This is a genomic window from Ruegeria sp. CDSA021, from assembly GCF_059612325.1.
Genome location: NZ_JBXWQJ010000015.1, coordinates 61,821 through 79,612, shown reverse-complemented (window position 1 = coordinate 79,612; position 17,792 = coordinate 61,821). Strand labels below are relative to the sequence as shown.

At 53.3% G+C, this 17,792-nt stretch carries 16 protein-coding genes; 7 read left to right on the top strand and 9 right to left on the bottom strand.

The annotated features are described in order from the left end of the window. Positions 1–20: 20 nt before the first annotated feature. Both AC2FLD_RS18135 and AC2FLD_RS18130 read right to left on the bottom strand, forming a co-directional pair. Entirely contained in the window at positions 21–413 is a 393-nt protein-coding gene (locus tag AC2FLD_RS18135) for a GtrA family protein (RefSeq protein ID WP_496672016.1), read from the bottom strand. Continuing rightward, on the bottom strand, positions 410–1,399 hold the full coding sequence (locus AC2FLD_RS18130) for a glycosyltransferase family 2 protein (RefSeq protein ID WP_496672013.1): 990 nt from the start codon (positions 1,397–1,399) through the stop codon (positions 410–412). The genes AC2FLD_RS18135 and AC2FLD_RS18130 overlap by 4 nt, the downstream gene beginning before the upstream one ends. A 236-nt stretch (positions 1,400–1,635) precedes the next feature. Between AC2FLD_RS18130 and AC2FLD_RS18125 the strand changes: the two genes are divergently transcribed. Both AC2FLD_RS18125 and AC2FLD_RS18120 read left to right on the top strand, forming a co-directional pair. Continuing rightward, the gene (locus tag AC2FLD_RS18125; protein WP_496672010.1) at positions 1,636–3,522 is read left to right on the top strand and encodes a hypothetical protein; all 1,887 of its coding nucleotides are present in this window, start codon (positions 1,636–1,638) and stop codon (positions 3,520–3,522) included. A gap of 15 nt (positions 3,523–3,537) precedes the next feature. Continuing rightward, a complete protein-coding gene (locus tag AC2FLD_RS18120) occupies positions 3,538–4,869 on the top strand; it encodes an arylsulfotransferase family protein (RefSeq protein WP_496672007.1) in 1,332 nt (443 codons plus the stop codon). Here the strand turns inward: AC2FLD_RS18120 and AC2FLD_RS18115 are convergent. The 3 genes from AC2FLD_RS18115 to AC2FLD_RS18105 are packed head-to-tail and all read right to left on the bottom strand — an operon-like array spanning position 4,836 to position 6,543. Further along, the gene (locus tag AC2FLD_RS18115) at positions 4,836–5,951 is read right to left on the bottom strand and encodes a sulfotransferase family protein (RefSeq protein WP_496672004.1); all 1,116 of its coding nucleotides are present in this window, start codon (positions 5,949–5,951) and stop codon (positions 4,836–4,838) included. The genes AC2FLD_RS18120 and AC2FLD_RS18115 overlap by 34 nt on opposite strands. After that, positions 5,936–6,322, bottom strand: coding sequence for a hypothetical protein (locus AC2FLD_RS18110; protein ID WP_496672001.1), 387 nt, complete (start codon positions 6,320–6,322; stop codon positions 5,936–5,938). The genes AC2FLD_RS18115 and AC2FLD_RS18110 overlap by 16 nt, the downstream gene beginning before the upstream one ends. Continuing rightward, a complete protein-coding gene (locus AC2FLD_RS18105) occupies positions 6,319–6,543 on the bottom strand; it encodes a hypothetical protein (protein WP_496671998.1) in 225 nt (74 codons plus the stop codon). The genes AC2FLD_RS18110 and AC2FLD_RS18105 overlap by 4 nt, the downstream gene beginning before the upstream one ends. 559 nt (positions 6,544–7,102) lie before the next feature. Between AC2FLD_RS18105 and AC2FLD_RS18100 the strand changes: the two genes are divergently transcribed. After that, positions 7,103–7,507 carry a GtrA family protein gene (locus tag AC2FLD_RS18100; protein ID WP_496671995.1) on the top strand — a complete coding sequence of 135 codons (405 nt, stop codon included), beginning with the start codon at positions 7,103–7,105 and terminating at the stop codon, positions 7,505–7,507. Here the strand turns inward: AC2FLD_RS18100 and asnB are convergent. Both asnB and AC2FLD_RS18090 read right to left on the bottom strand, forming a co-directional pair. After that, positions 7,504–9,408: an asparagine synthase (glutamine-hydrolyzing) gene (gene asnB / locus AC2FLD_RS18095; RefSeq protein WP_496671992.1), complete on the bottom strand. Its 1,905-nt coding sequence runs from the start codon at positions 9,406–9,408 to the stop codon at positions 7,504–7,506. The two genes, AC2FLD_RS18100 and asnB, sit on opposite strands and share 4 nt — an antisense overlap. Position 9,409: 1 nt before the next feature. Continuing rightward, positions 9,410–11,131, bottom strand: a complete 1,722-nt coding sequence (locus tag AC2FLD_RS18090; RefSeq protein ID WP_496671989.1) for a glycosyltransferase family 39 protein — start codon at positions 11,129–11,131, stop codon at positions 9,410–9,412. 380 nt (positions 11,132–11,511) lie between these two features. Between AC2FLD_RS18090 and AC2FLD_RS18085 the strand changes: the two genes are divergently transcribed. After that, positions 11,512–13,263, top strand: coding sequence for a glycosyltransferase family 39 protein (locus AC2FLD_RS18085; RefSeq protein ID WP_496671986.1), 1,752 nt, complete (start codon positions 11,512–11,514; stop codon positions 13,261–13,263). A 111-nt stretch (positions 13,264–13,374) separates the two neighbouring features. Here the strand turns inward: AC2FLD_RS18085 and AC2FLD_RS18080 are convergent, their stop codons facing one another. After that, on the bottom strand, positions 13,375–14,364 hold the full coding sequence (locus tag AC2FLD_RS18080; protein WP_496671984.1) for a glycosyltransferase family 2 protein: 990 nt from the start codon (positions 14,362–14,364) through the stop codon (positions 13,375–13,377). A 383-nt stretch (positions 14,365–14,747) separates the two neighbouring features. On the opposite strand from AC2FLD_RS18080, the gene AC2FLD_RS18075 reads away from it, so the two are divergent. The 3 genes from AC2FLD_RS18075 to AC2FLD_RS18065 all read left to right on the top strand — a co-directional run bounded on the left by AC2FLD_RS18075 (position 14,748) and on the right by AC2FLD_RS18065 (position 16,726). Continuing rightward, positions 14,748–14,999 (top strand): hypothetical protein, encoded by a 252-nt coding sequence (locus tag AC2FLD_RS18075; RefSeq protein ID WP_496671981.1) that lies wholly within the window; start codon positions 14,748–14,750, stop codon positions 14,997–14,999. A gap of 80 nt (positions 15,000–15,079) precedes the next feature. Continuing rightward, a complete protein-coding gene (locus AC2FLD_RS18070) occupies positions 15,080–15,655 on the top strand; it encodes a GNAT family N-acetyltransferase (RefSeq protein ID WP_496671978.1) in 576 nt (191 codons plus the stop codon). A 102-nt stretch (positions 15,656–15,757) separates the two neighbouring features. Further along, positions 15,758–16,726, top strand: a complete 969-nt coding sequence (locus tag AC2FLD_RS18065; protein ID WP_299901095.1) for an acyltransferase family protein — start codon at positions 15,758–15,760, stop codon at positions 16,724–16,726. 137 nt (positions 16,727–16,863) lie between these two features. Here AC2FLD_RS18065 and AC2FLD_RS18060 read toward each other — a convergent pair whose 3' ends face one another. Next, a complete protein-coding gene (locus tag AC2FLD_RS18060; protein WP_496671975.1) occupies positions 16,864–17,709 on the bottom strand; it encodes a class I SAM-dependent methyltransferase in 846 nt (281 codons plus the stop codon). Positions 17,710–17,792 lie beyond the last annotated feature (83 nt).

Here is a 17,792-nt window from a genome sequence, read left to right as displayed (position 1 = left end):
CGGGGTATCCAAAACCATCTTCATGAAGATGGCTTGGCGAAAGCCCATCGACGGGATGTCAGATACGTGATTGCCGGAACCGTTAAGATAATCACGCAAAGAGCCAGAAAATAGTTCACCCCCCCCAAGTTGACCATGAGGTAGACGATCACCTGGTTGAGAAACAGACCAAAGCCGGCAATCGCCAGAAACCGTGGCATGGCCTGCCTGTGGCCGGCCTCGGATTGAAAGCTGAAGCGGTGATGGCCGAAATAAGACACCATAAACCCTGTTACAAAGCCAAATGCATTGGCTGAGAACGGATGCAGGCTCCAGGCGTCAATCAATGCAATGGCAACAAGAGCGTGGGTTATCGTGGCGAGGATACCGACAATCCCGAAGGACATAACACTTCTCAGATCAACGGGCTTCACGAGCGTTCGTCCGAACCGGAAATGACGCGCTTTACCACAAAGCGGGGGCGCCGTTTGCTTTGCAGGTAGAGCCTGCCAATATATTCGCCAAGAATACCAATTGTCAGAAGTTGAACTGAGCTTACCATCAGCACCACGACCATCACCGAGGACCAGCCCGAGACGACATCCCCGGTAAACCATTTAAATAGGACCCAGACGATTAATACCAATCCCAGTATGGTGGTCAGAAGGGCCAACCATGTTGCTAGCCGTAGCGGAACAATGGAAAATCCGGTGATAGCATCGACGGCCAGGCGCAGCATTTTTTTGAATGGGTACTTGGTTTCCCCGGCAAAGCGTTCAGCCCGGTCATACAGCAATGGTACTTGCCGAAACCCTAACCAACTGACCATTCCGCGAATAAAGCGGTCTTCTTCCGGCATAGCGTTCAGGTAGTCGACCACTGTTCGGGACATTAGGCGGAAATCTCCGGTATCGACGGGAATATCAACATCGGTCAGTCGATCCAGCAGGCGATAAAACGCAGCTGCGGTTGTTCGTTTGGCCACCGTTTCTCCCGCTCGTTGTCGACGTTGCCCGTAAACGACATCAGCCCCGTTCTGTATCAGCTCCAACATCTCAGGCAAAAGTTCGGGGGGATCTTGTAGGTCCGCGTCCAACACCAAAATATTTGTACCGCGTACATACGTCAGTCCGGCTGAAAGCGCTTTCTGATGCCCGTGGTTTCGAGACAAGATAATTGCACGGATATTGAGCTTGGTTTCCGCAAGTTCTGTAATCATGTTCTGTGTGCGATCGGTGGACCCGTCATCGACCAGGATGAGTTCCCAAGATGATCCCACACATGTTTCGGCTACGGCGCTGATCCGGTGAATGAGCTCCGGTAGGACCGCTTCTTCATTGAAGCAGGGCACCACGATTGACAAGCTGACGATGGCCTGTTCCATCCGTATTTCCGCATCCGAATTTTGCACTTTGATCATTGTTACAATAACTCTTTCAAATTCGCGCGCCGATTAATGTTATTGACTTCAAATACCAGGTAAAATGAAAATGTCAGAGCAATCGTGTGCATTTTAGAAACGATGATTTCCTTTAATGCTCGTCTCCAGAGCCTCGGATGACAAAAGACAGGAAGTTTATTAATAGCAAAGATGGACGTCGAAGAAAGGTGTTGTCGGGTGACATTGGTTTGTGTGCTGCCTAATTGGATTTCCTCATGACCGATGTCAGGATACCGGCACGGCTTCTGTTTGCATCAGCGATCATTGCTGCCCTTTTTTTTCTGCCTACTGCCGGGTCCGGCATCGCTCGATCTGGTTTCAATCCGGATGAATGGCGGTTCGCAGCGGGTCTTGAGCGTGTATTCGCGGAAGTTCATGGCCGCTGGGCGACGCATTGGGCGCACGAGGTTTTTTTTGAACAGGGCGCGCCGATTGCCATCCTTATCTTCATCGTTTTTGCGGCTTTGTTCGGGGTTTCCGTTCTGATTGCCCGTGGGGCTATTGCGCTGACAGGGCCAGTCATCGTCGTCGCTGCCATCCTGGCGGTTTTTCTGGCCGGGTCTTCGCATGTCTATCTGACGGAGCTTTTGCACTATCAGACGCTGGCACCGTGGTTTTGTCTTGGTCTTCTTGCATCAGTCGGGGCCATGGTACTGATTGAGCCCACGGGCATGCGGTCGCGTTCTGGGCTGATCCTGCGAATGGCCGTCGCCGCAGAATTGATGGCCATATCCATTGGCTTTTATCAAAGTTATGTTTTGCTGGGGTTTCTTATTCCGGCTCTGGTTCTGATCCGGGTTGATCGGTTCAACCACAGGCAATGCCTGTTCTGTCTGTTGAGCGTCCTGATCGTCTCAGGTGCAGCTCTGGTCCTGTATCAGCTGCAGCGTGACATTACGATTTACGCTCTGAATCTCGATGCAAATTTTCGTTTCTCGGGTGGCATAGATGCTGCGGTATTTGCCGATAAGCTGTCGGCTTTCTACCGGATTGAGAAGCTCATACATAGCGGTGGGCTTCTGGGGGTGCCGTCCTTTTATCGCCGCCTGTTCTTGTTGATTTCAGCCACAGCCTGCATCTTGGTTTTTGTCGCGGCGGCGGTAGCTGTCTTTGCTGCGCGCAGGCTTGCCGGAGGAGGGTGGATGGGCGGATTACGCGTGCTCGTCGGGGGATTGGGCGCGCTTTTCATCTTGCCGGTTCTGATCTGGTTTCTTTATCCGGAACCCTATCTGATCGGGCGCAGCATCGGGTTTGTTGGGTTTATCCTTGCCGGGGTTGTGTTGGCTTCGGCCACGGTTATCGTGCAGGGGATGGAAGTGACGCCTGTGTCCCGCCCGGCGCTGGTTGGGGCGATGATGTTGATCCTTGTGTTTGGCGTAAGTCAGGCGGTTGCCTCGTCACATATCTGGTCCTTGTTTAACCAAACGGCGGAACGGGACATTGAATTGGCGGAAGCGATTGTCGAGCGAGCCCGGTTGCTGGATGGGTTCGATGTTATGACCACGCCGATCCGTTCAGCCGGTGAGCCTTTATCTCCGCCTCTAAAGTTTGGCAGTTTTCAAACACCAAGTGTGTTTCACCGCGGGGTGGATATGAACTCTATTTTTCAGGTTCGTTATGGTGCGACCGACTATGCCGGGTCGGTTCTGACACCGCCGCAGGCGTGTATGGGGTTCCCCGCAGAAGAGGCTGTTTTTATGGCTGAGGGTACACTCTTTGTCTGTTTTGAAGATTTGACGCCCTTGCCGGCGCAATCTACCTGTTTCCCATTAGGCGGTGATGTGACTGGCGCACTTTGTTATTCCGACAGGACGGCCGTTCTGATCGGCCGGACTTGCGCTGATATCGATCTTGGTACTGGTCAGATTGTTGCAACTCAACTGGATGAAGCAGGGCGCTGGGTCAGATCCAATCAGTTTCACTGGCAAGCCAAAGCTACCGAGATGAACGGCCTTTGCCATCGATTTGTCGAGACGGCTGACCTGCCGTTCTCGGCCTTGCGGATCGAGCACAAGTTATCAGCGTTCGAAACTGCGTGGATGATCGCATATGATGTGAAGGATGCACGCCCTTTGAAGGAAATATTCTATAAAGTTAATTAGCGGGAGTATCTTGTGGTGAAGAGTAGGAATGTATTGGGGCTTGTCATTTTTCTGGCAAGTGGTGCGATACTCGTTTTTCTTGCGGGCGTTTCGGCCGCGGTTCTGAACCTGCCACCGACGGCCTTGATCCGCGAGGCCAAGGATACGGCAGAGGAGTTGATCCGCGGCCCGTGGTATCGCGACCCCCGGTGGATGCCGCGCCGGTATGAAGGCGTTGGTTTGGTAAAGTATGACCCTGAACGCAGTTGGGCTGGGCTTACGGTTATTCAGGGCATGTTCGACGAAGGCATGCAGGCACGGGTCTACGATGCAGATGGTACGCTTCTGCGTGAGTGGCCGCTGGATTTTCACGCTATCTGGCCTGATCCGACCCATATCGTGCCTGCCAGCGCAATCCCCCAAGGGTCAGGGGGATATCACACGCAAGGAATTGCTCTACAGGAAGACGGGTCTGTCCTCATCAATTTCGCAGAACGTGGCACCGTACGTCTTGGCCCTTGTGGTGATGTTGTCTGGACCGTTGATCAGATGACCCACCACTCGATCACGGAAAACCCGGATGGGAGCTACTGGATTCCAAATAAGCGCGATCCTTCAACGGTGGCTCCAGAATACATGCTTCCGGGCGCCTCAGTCGAGGCGATCCTGAATTCCGACAATTATTATGCCGATTCAGCCCTGCGGATTGATCCGGAGGGGCGCGTTGTCGAAGATATCCCGATCCTTGAGCCGACAATCGACTGGCTGGCTGGGAAACAGGAGTTTGACATCATCTACGGGCTCAATCCGGAAGGTCTAGATCCCGTACATCTCAATGATATCGAAGTTGTCACTCCTGCATTGAGTACGCGCATTCCTGGTTCGGAAGCCGGCGACTTACTGCTGTCCATGCGCAATCTCAACGCGCTGGCTGTGCTTAACAAAGCCAGTGGCAAGATCGTCTGGATGCAGCACGGACCATGGGTACAGCAGCATGATCCGGACATCGCGCCGGACGGGACTATCACGGTTTTTGATAATGGCGGTGGCGCCATGGTGCCTGGGCGCGATTTCGCCGGGGCACGTATTCTTCGCTTTGATCCTGCCACCGGTCTGACCGAGACGATTTATCCGAAAACAGAGGATCAGCTGTTTTTCAGCTTCATAATGGGCACACACCAGATTTTGCCCAACGGGAATATCCTTGTGGCCGAAAGCATGTCTGGCCGTGTTTTCGAGATCACTCCGGACGGAGAGCTTGTCTGGTCCATGGTGTTTGTGGCCGGAACCCGCTCGGCTGCGGTTGTAGAAGAGGCCCGGCGCTATCCTTTGGATTATGTCGACCGGTCCGTCTGGGTCTGTTCCTGATTGCCAGACGCCTGCGGGTAGCCGGAGCGCGTGGCAAGCGCGGCATAGATCGCCTCGGCCTCCGCGACCAGTCCCGGTGAAAACTGTCCGGGGTCGGTTTTACGTGTCAGTGGGTGGATCAGATCGGTCGCTCCGGATAATCCATCAGGATCCAGATCCAGCGCTAGGCACAGTTGTTGCAGGACCGGCCCGGGATCGGAACAAAGCGCCTCATAGGGTAATATCTGAACATGTTCGTACCGTTCTTCGACATGTTGGAATGCGGCGATCCAATAGGCCAGCCAATAATCATGCGCGTCTGGTGTTGCGCGTTCTGACAGCCCGGGAAATCCGAATGGGCGGTGCAGTTCCCCAAACTCGAAATGGCCGATATCTGCCATATACCGTGTGACAAACGGATCTGCGGCCTGTTGCATGGCAAAATTTCTATGTTGACGCAAAAGCGAAGCCGCGTGGTCCAGTGGGTGACGCAGAATAACCAGAATATGAGCGTCGGGCAGCATCTCTATCAAAAGATCGATACGTGCGATGTTGGCGTTGTTCTTCGAGACATAGCGCGCCACAGTACTGTTTTCGGGGTGCCGGAGGGACACGATCTTTTGCATGTGCTTGCGAAAAAATTCGGTCGCCTCTGTATCGTGATGATGTGGTTGCCACAATGGAATCCGCTTTGTGTGTCGATAGTGATCGGGCCAATGCGCTTTCCAGAACACCTCTTCAAAGCTTTCGGGACTGTCGAACCCAATTTGCACCCCATCGCCATGAGCTCGTTCGCGGGTTTCACCCTCTTGACGGAAGCGCCCAAAGAATCGGTCCCAGAAAATCGGTGCCAGAACGAACGGCATGTCACGATAGGTATGAGAGGCCAGATCCGGATGTTGGGACAGAATCTCTAGTGCCAGTGTTGTTCCGGCACGGGCCAGCGATGTAATAAGCACGGGGTTGCGATCATTGGCGCTTGCGAATTTTCGAGCCAGCGTGCTGTCTTCTATATCGGCTGCGACCATTTGGACCGATGGGCCCGCAAAGGCTAACCGGTGAAATATCCGTTCAGACCGGCTGTATCTTACTTCAAAGTCCACACCCGTCCCTTCAAATACCAAAGTGCTATCAAAGAGACAGACAGGATGATGATCACATCCCACCGCAGAAGCCAGGTGGTGACGGCTTCAGTATCGGCAAGCCCTAGGGCATTCGCTGTCAGGATTGGGGCTGTGCTGATGGCGAGGATAGTCAGAAACCGCCAGAGTATCTGTCCGAAACAACCGAATAGGCGCAGCGATGCACGTTGTACGGCAGTTTCACGTGCTTCTTCGTCCAGACTGGGGTCGCGCATGGCTGCAACAGCACCAGATGCAATATTGATTGCTGATATTGCTGTCGGTATGAGGCGTAACGCGACCAGAGCCAGCACAAAGGCAGCTACGGCGGTCAATCCGACAGCTATGATCACGTGTTCGACTTCGGGTCGTTGTCGGATGTCCCGCTGACAGGTTTCCGCCTTCGTATCATGCGTTTGACCGGGTACCACACGAACCCGATAATCGCGAGCAGCACGGCTCCGACCAGTGCGATCAGCGTGCCGATTGCGCCCAACCCAGCCCCTGGTCCGATATATGCCAGTGCGGTCGTCGGGATGATAAGGAACGCGGATAAAAGAACTAAAATACGCATTGTGATTATCACCTCAATCTTCAACTCACATAAGTACTGTACAGCGGGGCAACAGTCCCGCAATCATCAAGAAGGTTAGCACTTTAGCTCTCAGGTACAAAGGCTCCAAACTGCCTGCGTGCCCTGGGTGCTTGCATCCCCGTGACGATGTGGCGCGGAATATCCGGTTTGCAAACAGGACGATACAGGTCGGGGTCGGATTGTCGCCTCAGTCTGTAGTATAAGAAGCGTGTATGGTTGTCTGGCCGACCTGGAACGCTTTCAAAGCATGGGTCGCTTGGGTTTATGACACATACCGGCTCTGAAGGGATGAGTGTTTCGTTTGCAAGCACAAAGGCCCCGCCCAGGCCCTGTTTAAAGCCAGATAGTGAGTTAAGATTTTATTTTGTAACACAACCACCTTATCCTGTCATACGTCCTAAGAGCTAAACGAGGGAGATTTGAGCAATACATCGTTCTCAGATTTCCATCGGATTAACTTTGTTCTTGATAGTTATTTAAACGGAAACCATTTTGCCCCGTTATCTCCAGCCAATGACCATTTTGAAGCTTTAAAGCCATGATTTCAGAGCTCAAAGATAAGCGCCTGCTCCTCAGGTTTCTCAGTATCAGCGTTCTGGGTACGATTGCGGATTACCTGTTGGCGCTTTTGCTCGTTCTGACTTTTGCGGCCCCTTATGTTTTTGCCTCGATATGCGGCTTTGTGCTGGGCTCATTTGTCAATTACTGCGGGCATAATATCTTCAGCTATGAGCACACCGACAAAGGCACAATCTCGCTCCAGGGATATGGCAAATACCTGATGGCGGTTCTGTCATCTTTGCTGGCCCGCCTCGCTGTGGTGGCGGCTCTGGGATATGTGACAACCTTGCCGTTCTGGGTCATCCTTCTGATTGCGATCGGGGCATCTTTTGTTACCAGCTATGTGATTTCGACACTCTGGGTGTTTCGCAAACCGGATTAGGCATCGATGTAAAGCTCGTACCACATCATGTAGTTCAAAAGACCCCAGAGCGGGCGGCCATTGTCCCGTTTCCCGCTCAGATGGTCGTTGATCAGTGTCTGCACCGCCTGAACCCGAAACAGGCCTGTACGCTGAATATTCTCGGGCCCGAGATAGCGCATCATCAGATCCTTCAGCTCGGTCTTGAGCCAGCGGGAATAGGGCATTTCAAGCCCGACCTTCTTTTTGTTGAGAATGCTGTCGGGCAGATCGTTTTCCATTGCCCGCCGCATGAGATGTTTCTTGCGCCGGTTCTTCATTTTCAGATGTGAGGGGACTGTGGCCATGAACCCGGTCAGCTCCGGGTCGGTAAAGGGCACCCGGGCCTCAAGAGAATGCGCCATGGTCATCCGGTCATTCTTGATCATCAGATCGTCGGGCAGGAAGATGGTTGAATCGATATACATCAGACGTGACAGGGTCTCTTCCGCGCCGCAATGTTCGTAGGCCGCCTGAAAATGTCGCACTGAAGGCTGCAAGGTCTCGGTTTCGGCCACACCATCTGCGTAAAGGTCCAGTTTTTCAGCTTCGCCCAGGACAATCCGCCACCAAAGATGGGCTTCTTCAGGGGGCAGGTCCAGCCCGCCCAGAAACCGCTTGGCCTTGAATTCGAAGCTGAGTTTCTTGTCTGACACGGGCAAACAGTTCACCAGCGGTTTCATCACGCCATTCCGAATGAACCCGGGTATCTTTCGGGCCTGTTTATACATGTTGTAAGCCGCATGGGTGTCATAGCCGGCGAAGACCTCGTCACCGCCTTCGCCCGATAGAACGACAACCACCTCATCCTTGGCCAGTTCGCTGATGAAATACGTCGGTATTGCAGACCCGTCGCCATATGGCTCATCGGTGAAGCTCAGATATTTTGGTAGCATGTCCCGCACCATATCGGCGGTGACGGTTACTTCACGATGCTTGGTGTTGAACTTTTCGGCCACAATTCGGGCATAGGGCAGCTCATTGAAGCTTTGATCTTCGAAGCCGACGGAATAGGTGTGGATCGGCTCATCCACATGTTTGTGCATGAGTGCGACCAGGGTACTGGAATCCAGCCCTCCCGACAGGAACACGCCAATCGGCACATCCGCGACCAGACGGCGCTGCAAAGCCTTGTCCATGAGTTCATAAGACTTTTGAATCGCCTGTGCTTCGGTCATACCGGGATCGACATGGAAGCTCAGATCCCAGTACCGCCGTATCGAGATTGTGCCGTCACGGGTGACAGTCATGTGATGCCCCGGCGGTATTTCGGAAATACCGTCAAAGGCTGTCTGGGTTCCAGGGATGTAGTTGAAGGTCAGAAAATCATGCAGGGCCTGCATCGATGGTTTCCGCACAACCCGGCTATCGGCAATGATCGCCTTGATCTCGGAGCCAAACCGAAAATAGTCATTATCTTTCTGGTAGAAGAATGGTTTGATCCCATAGCGGTCGCGTGCCAGATGCAATGACCTGCTGCGGGTATCCCAGATCGCAATTGCAAACATCCCGTTGAGTTCCGGGATCATGTCGAGGCCAATCTCCTCGTAAAGGTGAATCAGGACCTCGGTATCCGTGCGCGATTTGAAGACATGACCGCGCTCTTCAAGGCAGTGTTTCTCTTTCAACTCCTGAAAATTGTAGATTTCGCCATTGAAGACGATCACCACAGTGCCGTCTTCGTTGGTCATTGGCTGGTGGCCGGCATAAGACAGGTCGATCACCGAGAGGCGCCGGAAACCCAGCGCAACATCTTCATCCAGCCAGGTGCCATCATCATTGGGCCCGCGATGGGCCAATGTTGTCGCCATTTCTGTGATCAGCCCTTCTTCGGGTTGATAGGCCGTCGGGTCGACCCGCAGGATTCCGCATATTCCGCACATGTCAATCGTTATCCTTCACAGTATTTGTGCCATTCTCTGTGCCAGGTGCTTTGGAGGGCTCTTCAACGTGGACCACAATGTCCCCACCTCCCAGCGAGCCCCGGAACCGTGCAGCCGTAGAATATTCTTTTTTGATCCTTTCCAGTATCCCCGGATATGTGGTTCGGGCGTGTACAGGCATCGTATAGACAAGCCAGGTTCTGCCGAAACGCGAGGCGAGACGGTTCAGGTCATCGGTTGTTTCGATGACATTCCATCCCTTGCCATAGTACTCATTGAACGGAAATCCTGCGATCCCGACGGCAAGCACCGTGTCTTCGGGCTGACGGCTGCGTTCAATCAGATTGATGGCGCCATCGAAATCCTGCTTTGGCAGGTACACGTGCCGGAGGGACAGGAGAGATACGGCCAAGATACCCGAGCACAACAGCGTCGGCAGCCATTTCGTGGCCGGTGCGGGCAATCGCGCTACGTGCGCCGCCAGCTGGCCAGTCACAAAGGCCCCGCGGATCACAATGAGGATTGCAAATCCAAAGTTGAAAAAGAAAAACCGTGGAAACAGAGTATACCCGATGCTGGTCATCACCATGAACCCGACCCCAACCGGGATCAGAAACAACGCCACAACGGCTGGTCGCGTTCGGACAAAGCTGATAACGCCGATCGCAAAGACAAGACCTGCAGCCATAACGACGCCGGCACTGGCCAGCCCGATCTGCAGGCTGCTGAACAATTCCGCCAGCGCCCACAAGGGGTTGGTCCACTCATTCTCCTTTCCCTTCAGTCCGGAATTCAGCAGCGCGCCGCCAACCATACTGGGCAGGACCAGCGCATAGACCTGAAACGTGAACAGACCTACCGGGATGAAACCACAAAACAATCCGTTCCAGCGGTAGCGCTTGTCGTCTTCATTTTGCCGGAACCAGGCTGCGCCCCAGATGGCAAAATGCGCAAGCACCATCAGCCCCATGGTAGGGTGCGCATACGCCCCCAGGACGACGGCAAGGCAATACAATCCCCATTTGCGGGGGCTCCCCTGGCGCATGGCGTCCAGAAACCAGGTGCTGGAGAGCAGGGCAAAGAACAGCAATGCGGTGTAACCACGTGCATTTTGGCTGAACCAGATGTGGTGATAGGAAAACGCCAGTAGTGCCGCCGCAAACAGAGCCTCACGAGTCGGGCCGACGCGGCGGGCAAAAAAGTAAATAGCGGCAATGCCAGCAATGCCAAAACCGACTGCGGGCAATCTCAAGGCCCAGACACTGTCACCGAAGACCGACAAAGACAGGCGCGCCAGCACCGAAAACAGGACATGGTTGTTGGCATCGTGATAGGTGCTGACGATCTGCCCGATTGTGAGGGGCATGTAATTTACAGATGTCAGAATTTCATCATACCAGATGCCGGTATCAAGTCGGTAAAACCGTAAAGCCGCGGCGCAAATCAGCAGAAGGCCAAAGATCAATGTCTGGGCCGTACTGGCGGGGGAAACCTCGGGGCGCTGTGGAGATAGCGGACGGCCAATCGGCAGAAGCCGCAGTAAAAGAAGATATGCCCCTATGATGATGAGACCGGCCTTGAACAGCCAAACCCCCTGGGTAAAGGCCGGATCGGCCGCCGCATCGGCACCGCGCAACACCCAGGTCAACAGACCGACTGGCAAAAGCAGCCCTAAAATAACACCTGTCACTCCCGCCAAAGTGTCAAAAGAAAGCCTACCCATCCAACTATGTACTCAATACCATTAACGTTTATGTCCTAAGCGCCCTGCGGAATTTTGCAAAACCGGCTCTACCTGTGCCGAGAATACGACAGAGATTTCATTTCTTATCACTCATATCAATTTTTGGATCATCAGGAACTTATTCTGCTGATGATCGCAGTTTAACGAAACAATTTCCAGCTATGTGCAATTATGTTTCAATCCGGTGCAAATACATCTCGGTCGAGAGAGCTGTGAAACAGACTTAGCCCGAATTGACTGTTTTGGTCGCATCGTGGTGAACTAAAAGCTGATTTATCTCGTGACGAGACCTCGACATTTCTACCGGGACGATTGTGTTCCTCCGGCGGTTATAACGCGCAGTAAGAGACAAGAATCTCATGACGACATCCGAAAAAGGTTCTGTTTTTCCCAACAGACGCGAGTATCGCACAGGTGCCGTCCTGCTTGCCTTGACGGTTGCGGTTTTGCTGACGCTGATATTGCGGCTCTGGGGAATTGATCTGCGCAGTATGTCCCATCCGGAAATCTATGTCCCTGGCATCGATCTGGTTTCCGGGATATCCGAACCGCCGCCGCGCCATAACCTGGCTGAAACCATCTGGTGGCATTTCCACGATGAACCGCATCCCATGGGCTGGTATGTGTCCATGCTGGGCTGGACCAAAGCGTTCGGCACGTCCCATTTTGCCGTGCGATCCCCAGGAGTTTTGTTCGCTTTAGGCTCGATTCCACTGATTTTCCTGATCGCCCGCAATATCTTTGGATCGACTGTGGGATGCCTGGCCGCGCTGCTGTTGTCGCTTCATGGGTTTCATGTGTTCTGGAGCCAGATGGCCCGCATGTATGTCGCTGGGGCCTTCCTGTCATTGCTGGCGACCTGGTTTTTACTGTGTCTTGTCAGAACGCGCGAACCGCGCCCGGGCCTTGAGATCGCTTATGTCCTTTCGGTTATGGCGGGGGTTCTGACGGTTGAGCTGTTCTGGCCCCTTATCATGATCCATGTGTTCTGGGCGGCTCTGGTCTTGCCCCGGACAAACGTGGATGGCCTGCGGTTTTGGCGCCGGATCGGTTTGCGGCAGGCCCCTCGGCTATTTCAAGTGCAGGCGCTTGCCTTTATCCTGTCTGCCCCGGCACTGACCCATGCGGTTTATCGTGCGCGTAAAGGAGCGGCTCCTGATCCTTCTCCTGACTTTCTGATCGAGTATTTCTCTTTTGGATTTCTGTTTGCAAAAGATGATTTTGCAGTCCCGCCGCTGCACATCGGGCCGGTTTGGACCTGGTTTGTTCTGGGTTTTGCCCTGCTGCTTTTGGCGACCAGCCTGAAAGCCCCCAAACGCGAAGCGCCGGTGGTGGTTCCAGAGCGTAAGATCCCGATATGGGTTTTGGGGCTGGCTGCGGGTTGTTCGGCCTGCTTCATGTTCTGGCTCGGCTCAATCGCCCATCGCAGGAGCGAAGCGCTGATGGCGATGTCTGTTTTACCCTTTCTGGCGCTGCTCATTCCTGTTCTGGGCGCCATATGGGGTGCGGTTGTGCCCAGGCTGCCCTCAAACACACTGCACTATCCTCAGGAACGGACATTGCTTTTGTGGCTTGTTGCGGTTGTCTCTCCGCTGATCCTGTTTGCAGCGTCCTACAAAGTTTCCATCCTGGCCCCCAGGGCCTTTCTGCTTTTCGTGCCTTATCTGCTGATCCTTTGCGCGGCCGGCGCAGTTCGGGTATTTCAGGACCACCGTTTCAGGCTGGCTTCGATTGGCCTGTGTGTCTTGGTGTTTGCGGCCAGCATACCTTACGCCGCTGGTAAGCCGGGCTCTCCCAATGACTATCAGGGAATTGTGAAGTCCATGCTACCTGAAATGCTGCCCGATGATCTGGTTTTTCTGAGGGATCGGGATTGGACCGATACGCCGCTATTCTACTACATCAATGATGCGAAATTCATCGTTGCGGATCATGGAGCGGCCTTGCGGCGTAATCCTGACGCTCGGGTCTGGCTGGTCACATGGCCCGATGTGGGGCAATCCGTTATCACCGATGTACGGCGTGAGGTCCTGAAGGATTATGAACAAACTTTGAAAATTGAAAGATTGCGGGCCAGCGCAGAGCTTTTCGAACCTGATATCAGGCCTTAATCATCCATGCGCGCCTTCTGGTGCCTGTTTTAGGGCGGTGGCTGTATCGGGTTGCCCATCCCTGCCTGCCGAAACAATAGCCGAGGGGGTGCCGGTTTGCCTACCGGCGAATCAATGGGGCTGATCATCCAGACCGAGGCTGCTTTCGACAATATAAAGTGGGCGTTTCTGGGCTTCTGTATAAAGCCGCCCCAGATACTCCCCGATCACGCCCAGCACGACAAGCTGCAGGCCGCCAATCAGCAGCAATGCAACCATCAATGATGCATAGCCGGGCACATCCACCCCGTAAATAAGGGTGCGCGAGGCCAGGAAAACGCCGTAGATAATCGCGGCCAATGCCGTCAGCATGCCGATATAGCCTGCAATCCTCAGCGGTACGGTGCTGAAACCGGTAATGCCGTCCAGTGCAAAGTTCCAAAGGCGCCAATAGTTGAACTTGGTTTGCCCCGCGGTGCGTTCAGGACGGTCATATGTTACCTCGGTGTGCCGAAACCCGACCCAGGCAAAAAGCCCTTTCATAAAGCGGTTGTGCTCGCGGAGTTGAACAACAGCCCGAACCACACGCCGGTCCATAAGGCGAAAATCACCGGTATTGGAAGGGATAGGCACGCCCGAAAGCCGATTGATGACCTGATAGAATTTCAGGGCCGACCAGCGTTTCATCGCGGTATCGCTGTCGCGGTGACGCCGGACGGCGTAGACGACATCGAACCCTTCACGCCACTTTTCAAGGAATGCTTTGATCAGTTCAGGCGGATCCTGCAGATCCGCGTCTATGGGAACAACGGCTTTGCCCGCAGCAACATCCAGCCCGGCCGTCAATGCGATTTCCTTGCCGAAATTGCGCGAAAAATTCAACACCTTGATACGATCGTCGCGTTCATGCGCGGCGGCCAGAAGCCTGGCGGTTGCATCCGTGCTGCCATCATTGACGCAGATGATCTCATAGCTTTCCCCAAGCTGACCCAGGCACTGCTCCAAACGCTCGAACAAAAACGGCAGAACATCTTCCTCATTGAACATGGGCACAATGACACTCAACGTCGGAGCGCTTTGGTCCTGGGCGGCCCCCCGAGACAGAAATGTGGGGGTGCTCATGTTTAACGGCGTCATAACGCGTACCTTTTCCCCTGCGTTTGGGTACAGGTGATCATGATTTTAACCTGGGCTCAAAAAGTTTCGCGTGGGTGTGCAAAATTCCGACTTTCAGTGTCTTTTCACCGTTACTAAGTACCTCAGGGTGCGCATCGGGAATAGCGGCATTTTTGAAGTGGGCCATATGACCAGCCAGATGCGCGCGCCGCGGTTGGTCTGAAAAGATGGTCGGATGCTCATCAAGTTGAGGATACAGAGCACTATACATCCCGCACCAATTGAGGAAGGTTCATACAAGAATGAAAGGGCGAGGCGAGGCGTTCAAAATGCGAGATAGGGTGGAAACACTTTGTGTGCGGGCAAAGCGCAGATGTTTTGGTGGTTCCATGCAGGATTCAGAAATCGATCCGAAAACGTCTGACTTCAAAAGAGCCGTCTCTCTTGGGGCGTCTGTGCATTTGGTCGTCAAAGCGCTGGAAAATGGATTTTTATCAACCTGTTCACTGTTGGTGGGGCGTATTTTCTCAGGCGCTGGTTTTTCCGGGAGATCGCAGGGAATGCAGCCTGTGCTTCTTGAAGTCGAAAGAAAATCCGGTTCTGTTGCCGTCCGGATGACGAAATCAGGCAGGCGCGTTTGATGGCATCCTTCCACCGACTCAACCTTGTCTTGCGGTCCTTTCGTCGGGGGGAGATTGTTGGCGGATTAAAGACAATGTGGATGCTTTTCAGGGATCGTGTCGTCGGACAGCATAGGTTGCTCTTCGCCATGAGTGGCGGCAAGGCCCGGCAGATCGACAGCATGTCAAACACGTTGACCGTGCAGTGCTTTCGCAGTTGGTCCGGTCTTGATGATCAAAGCAAAGACTTTCTGAAGCGCAATCAGGACAAGATCCACTGGGATGTTCAAGGCGACCTGAACGCGGGTATGTCCGTCTGGATCGGGTTTTCCGACGGGGTTCCGGCAACCATTGCGCAAACCCGCTTCGGGCAAAACGTGAACGTATATTTTTTCCCGATGACCGAGCACTGCGCTCTGATCTCTCATTGCTTTACCGTTCCTGATATGCGGGGCCAGGGGTATTATGTGGAAATTCTGAAGCATGTGTGCCGCACGCTGGCAGAAGAGGGGACCACGCGTATTTATATTGATTGCAGTGACAGTAATCTGTCGTCGGAACGCGGCATTCTTTCAGCGGGGTTCTTGCCCATCGGACAGGGGGTCCACCGCCGAAATGGGACCGTTCATTGGCGACAGGATTCGCCGCCATCGATTTGTCGCTTGGAGGAAAGATAACTCTTGAATCAGTGAATGCTGAGGGGCGAGGCAGTCACAGCATTTCAATCCGTGACGTTCCAGTTCGATCAGAATTTTATCCGGGAAATATACTCGAAACAGATGATCAATAATATTCAAGCCTTACGAGCCTTCGCTGCCATAAATGTGGTTTTCCTCCATGTCATCAAGACGGCATCAACATATGGGCAAAGCACCGATTATTTATCCTTCCTGGCCGGGTGGGGTGCAAATGGGGTCGATATTTTTTTCGTGATATCCGGCTTTGTCATGCTGCACACTCAAATGCAGAAAAAGCGGCACACAGGCGCTTTCTTGAAATCGAGAATTCTAAGGATCGTGCCAATTTACTGGCTGATCACACTTTTTGTTGTGGCGGTTTATTACGCAGTTCCCGGGATCTTCAGGTCCATGGAACTTTCAGGAACCATCATATTGTCATCGCTTCTGTTTTCTTCGCTTCTGGTGCTCGGTGAGCCGCCGATTGTGTATGTTGGGTGGACCCTGGAATGGGAAATGCTCTTTTATTTTGTTTTTGGGCTGTCTCTCTTCTTGAGGTCGTGGGTCCATGTTTTCCTAGTTGTCAGCCTGGTTCTGGCCGGGGTGTCTCTGGCGTCCGGTGATTTTATATCGCTTGAGTTCCTGTTTGGGATGGCTGTCGCGTATTTTTACAACAAAGGGTTTGAAATCAGGGAAAAGACAGGGGTCTTGATATTTGTTTTCGGGATGCTTCTTTTATGTGCCTCCCTGTCGAGTGAACTTGAGGTTGACCCAACAAACCGTGTCATTATCTGGGGTGTACCGTCGTTCTTTATCGTTTTTGGGCTGCTGTTTGCGACGCAGATTTCAAATCGGTTTTTGGTTTATCTCGGGGATGCATCCTACAGCATCTACCTTGTCCAGATACTCACCATTCCCGCTTTTTATAAAGTGTCCTCGATTGTCCTCAGACCTGTGAATGGTGACGTTCTGTCCATCTTGTGCCTAGCAAGCAGTGTGGCTGCAGGGTGTCTGGTTTTTTCATTGATCGAAAAACCCATGACCAAAGGGATGAAGCGGGCGTTCTCCTGACCATTGCAGCGGGTTATTTTGCCGGTGGCAAAACGCTTGGGACATTGAAGCAGCATCTTCGGCGCCCCGGCTTGACGGCTCTGGAGCGCTGCTGATCCCAAATCAGCGACGCGCTCAGCCGGAAAGGCGGTTGAAATTCAGAAGAACTCTTTCAGTTTCCGCGCATGCTTCAGGTTCGATGGCAGCGATATCACATGTCGCGCCAGCTTGGCCAAGGATCGTGTGCCGGGGATGACCTTGAGGGCCGACAGGCTTTTGGACGCTTTCAGGAAGTTTTCATAGGTCTGGTTGTCCGCGTGGCGGAAGTCTTTTGCGTTCAGGTCTTCCCCGCCGTTGTCGGTTGGTACGGACACGACAGAGGTCGCCTTGCGGTTCACATCGAATACAACAAAGGATTCATAGAAACGGATGCCCCAAACCCGCTTTTCCGTAGCATCTGTGAGGAGTTTGGAAAAGCGCCGGTTTACGCGATCTACCATGCTCATGGCGTATTTTACGAAGGAACGGTGCTTGGGACCGAAGCCTTCCATATAGGATGTATGAGTGTCTTCCACGACCAGCATGCCGCCATCGCGGATATGCGGCAGCAGGCACTCGGTTGTTATGATCTGTTGTTCATAGGTATGACCACCATCGTCCAGGACGATGTCGATTTCACCGATCTCTTTTGCGAGCTTTTCCAGAAAGGCCGGATCGCTCTGGCTGCCGATGAAAATTTCAAACCCATCCTGTTCCCAACGTTTTGCGCCGGGGTTCAGTTCAACACCGATGATGCGGGCTTGCGGTCCGAAGAACTCGCGCCACATGAACAAAGAGCCGCCACTCAGAACCCCGATTTCGACGAAGGTAATTTGCTTGCCGATGTAAGGTGAGAAAAGCTTGTCATACACATCGAAATAGGTCGAATGCTTGCTGCTTTTGTACGGGCTGTTCAGGTAAGCTTGATAGCTTGCTGCGGTCTCCGGCATTTTCTCAGGTTTCATTTCGTGGTCCTGTAATTGAATAAAGTTCACTCGTAAGCAAGGTCATGGCCCGTCTGTCTGTCATATATGATGCCGATGCAGGA

What these genes read in the sequence shown, in the direction of transcription:
- AC2FLD_RS18080 (WP_496671984.1), bottom strand. Translation starts at nt 14,364, where the DNA reads ATGAGCACCCCCACATTTCTGTCTCGGGGGGCCGCCCAGGACCAAAGC.
- AC2FLD_RS18065 (WP_299901095.1), top strand. Translation starts at nt 15,758, where the DNA reads ATGATCAATAATATTCAAGCCTTACGAGCCTTCGCTGCCATAAATGTG.
- AC2FLD_RS18075 (WP_496671981.1), top strand. Translation starts at nt 14,748, where the DNA reads ATGCAGGATTCAGAAATCGATCCGAAAACGTCTGACTTCAAAAGAGCC.
- asnB (WP_496671992.1), bottom strand. Translation starts at nt 9,408, where the DNA reads ATGTGCGGAATATGCGGAATCCTGCGGGTCGACCCGACGGCCTATCAA.
- AC2FLD_RS18130 (WP_496672013.1), bottom strand. Translation starts at nt 1,399, where the DNA reads ATGATCAAAGTGCAAAATTCGGATGCGGAAATACGGATGGAACAGGCC.
- AC2FLD_RS18060 (WP_496671975.1), bottom strand. Translation starts at nt 17,709, where the DNA reads ATGAAACCTGAGAAAATGCCGGAGACCGCAGCAAGCTATCAAGCTTAC.
- AC2FLD_RS18105 (WP_496671998.1), bottom strand. Translation starts at nt 6,543, where the DNA reads ATGCGTATTTTAGTTCTTTTATCCGCGTTCCTTATCATCCCGACGACC.
- AC2FLD_RS18070 (WP_496671978.1), top strand. Translation starts at nt 15,080, where the DNA reads ATGCTTTTCAGGGATCGTGTCGTCGGACAGCATAGGTTGCTCTTCGCC.
- AC2FLD_RS18100 (WP_496671995.1), top strand. Translation starts at nt 7,103, where the DNA reads ATGATTTCAGAGCTCAAAGATAAGCGCCTGCTCCTCAGGTTTCTCAGT.
- AC2FLD_RS18125 (WP_496672010.1), top strand. Translation starts at nt 1,636, where the DNA reads ATGACCGATGTCAGGATACCGGCACGGCTTCTGTTTGCATCAGCGATC.
- AC2FLD_RS18085 (WP_496671986.1), top strand. Translation starts at nt 11,512, where the DNA reads ATGACGACATCCGAAAAAGGTTCTGTTTTTCCCAACAGACGCGAGTAT.
- AC2FLD_RS18090 (WP_496671989.1), bottom strand. Translation starts at nt 11,131, where the DNA reads ATGGGTAGGCTTTCTTTTGACACTTTGGCGGGAGTGACAGGTGTTATT.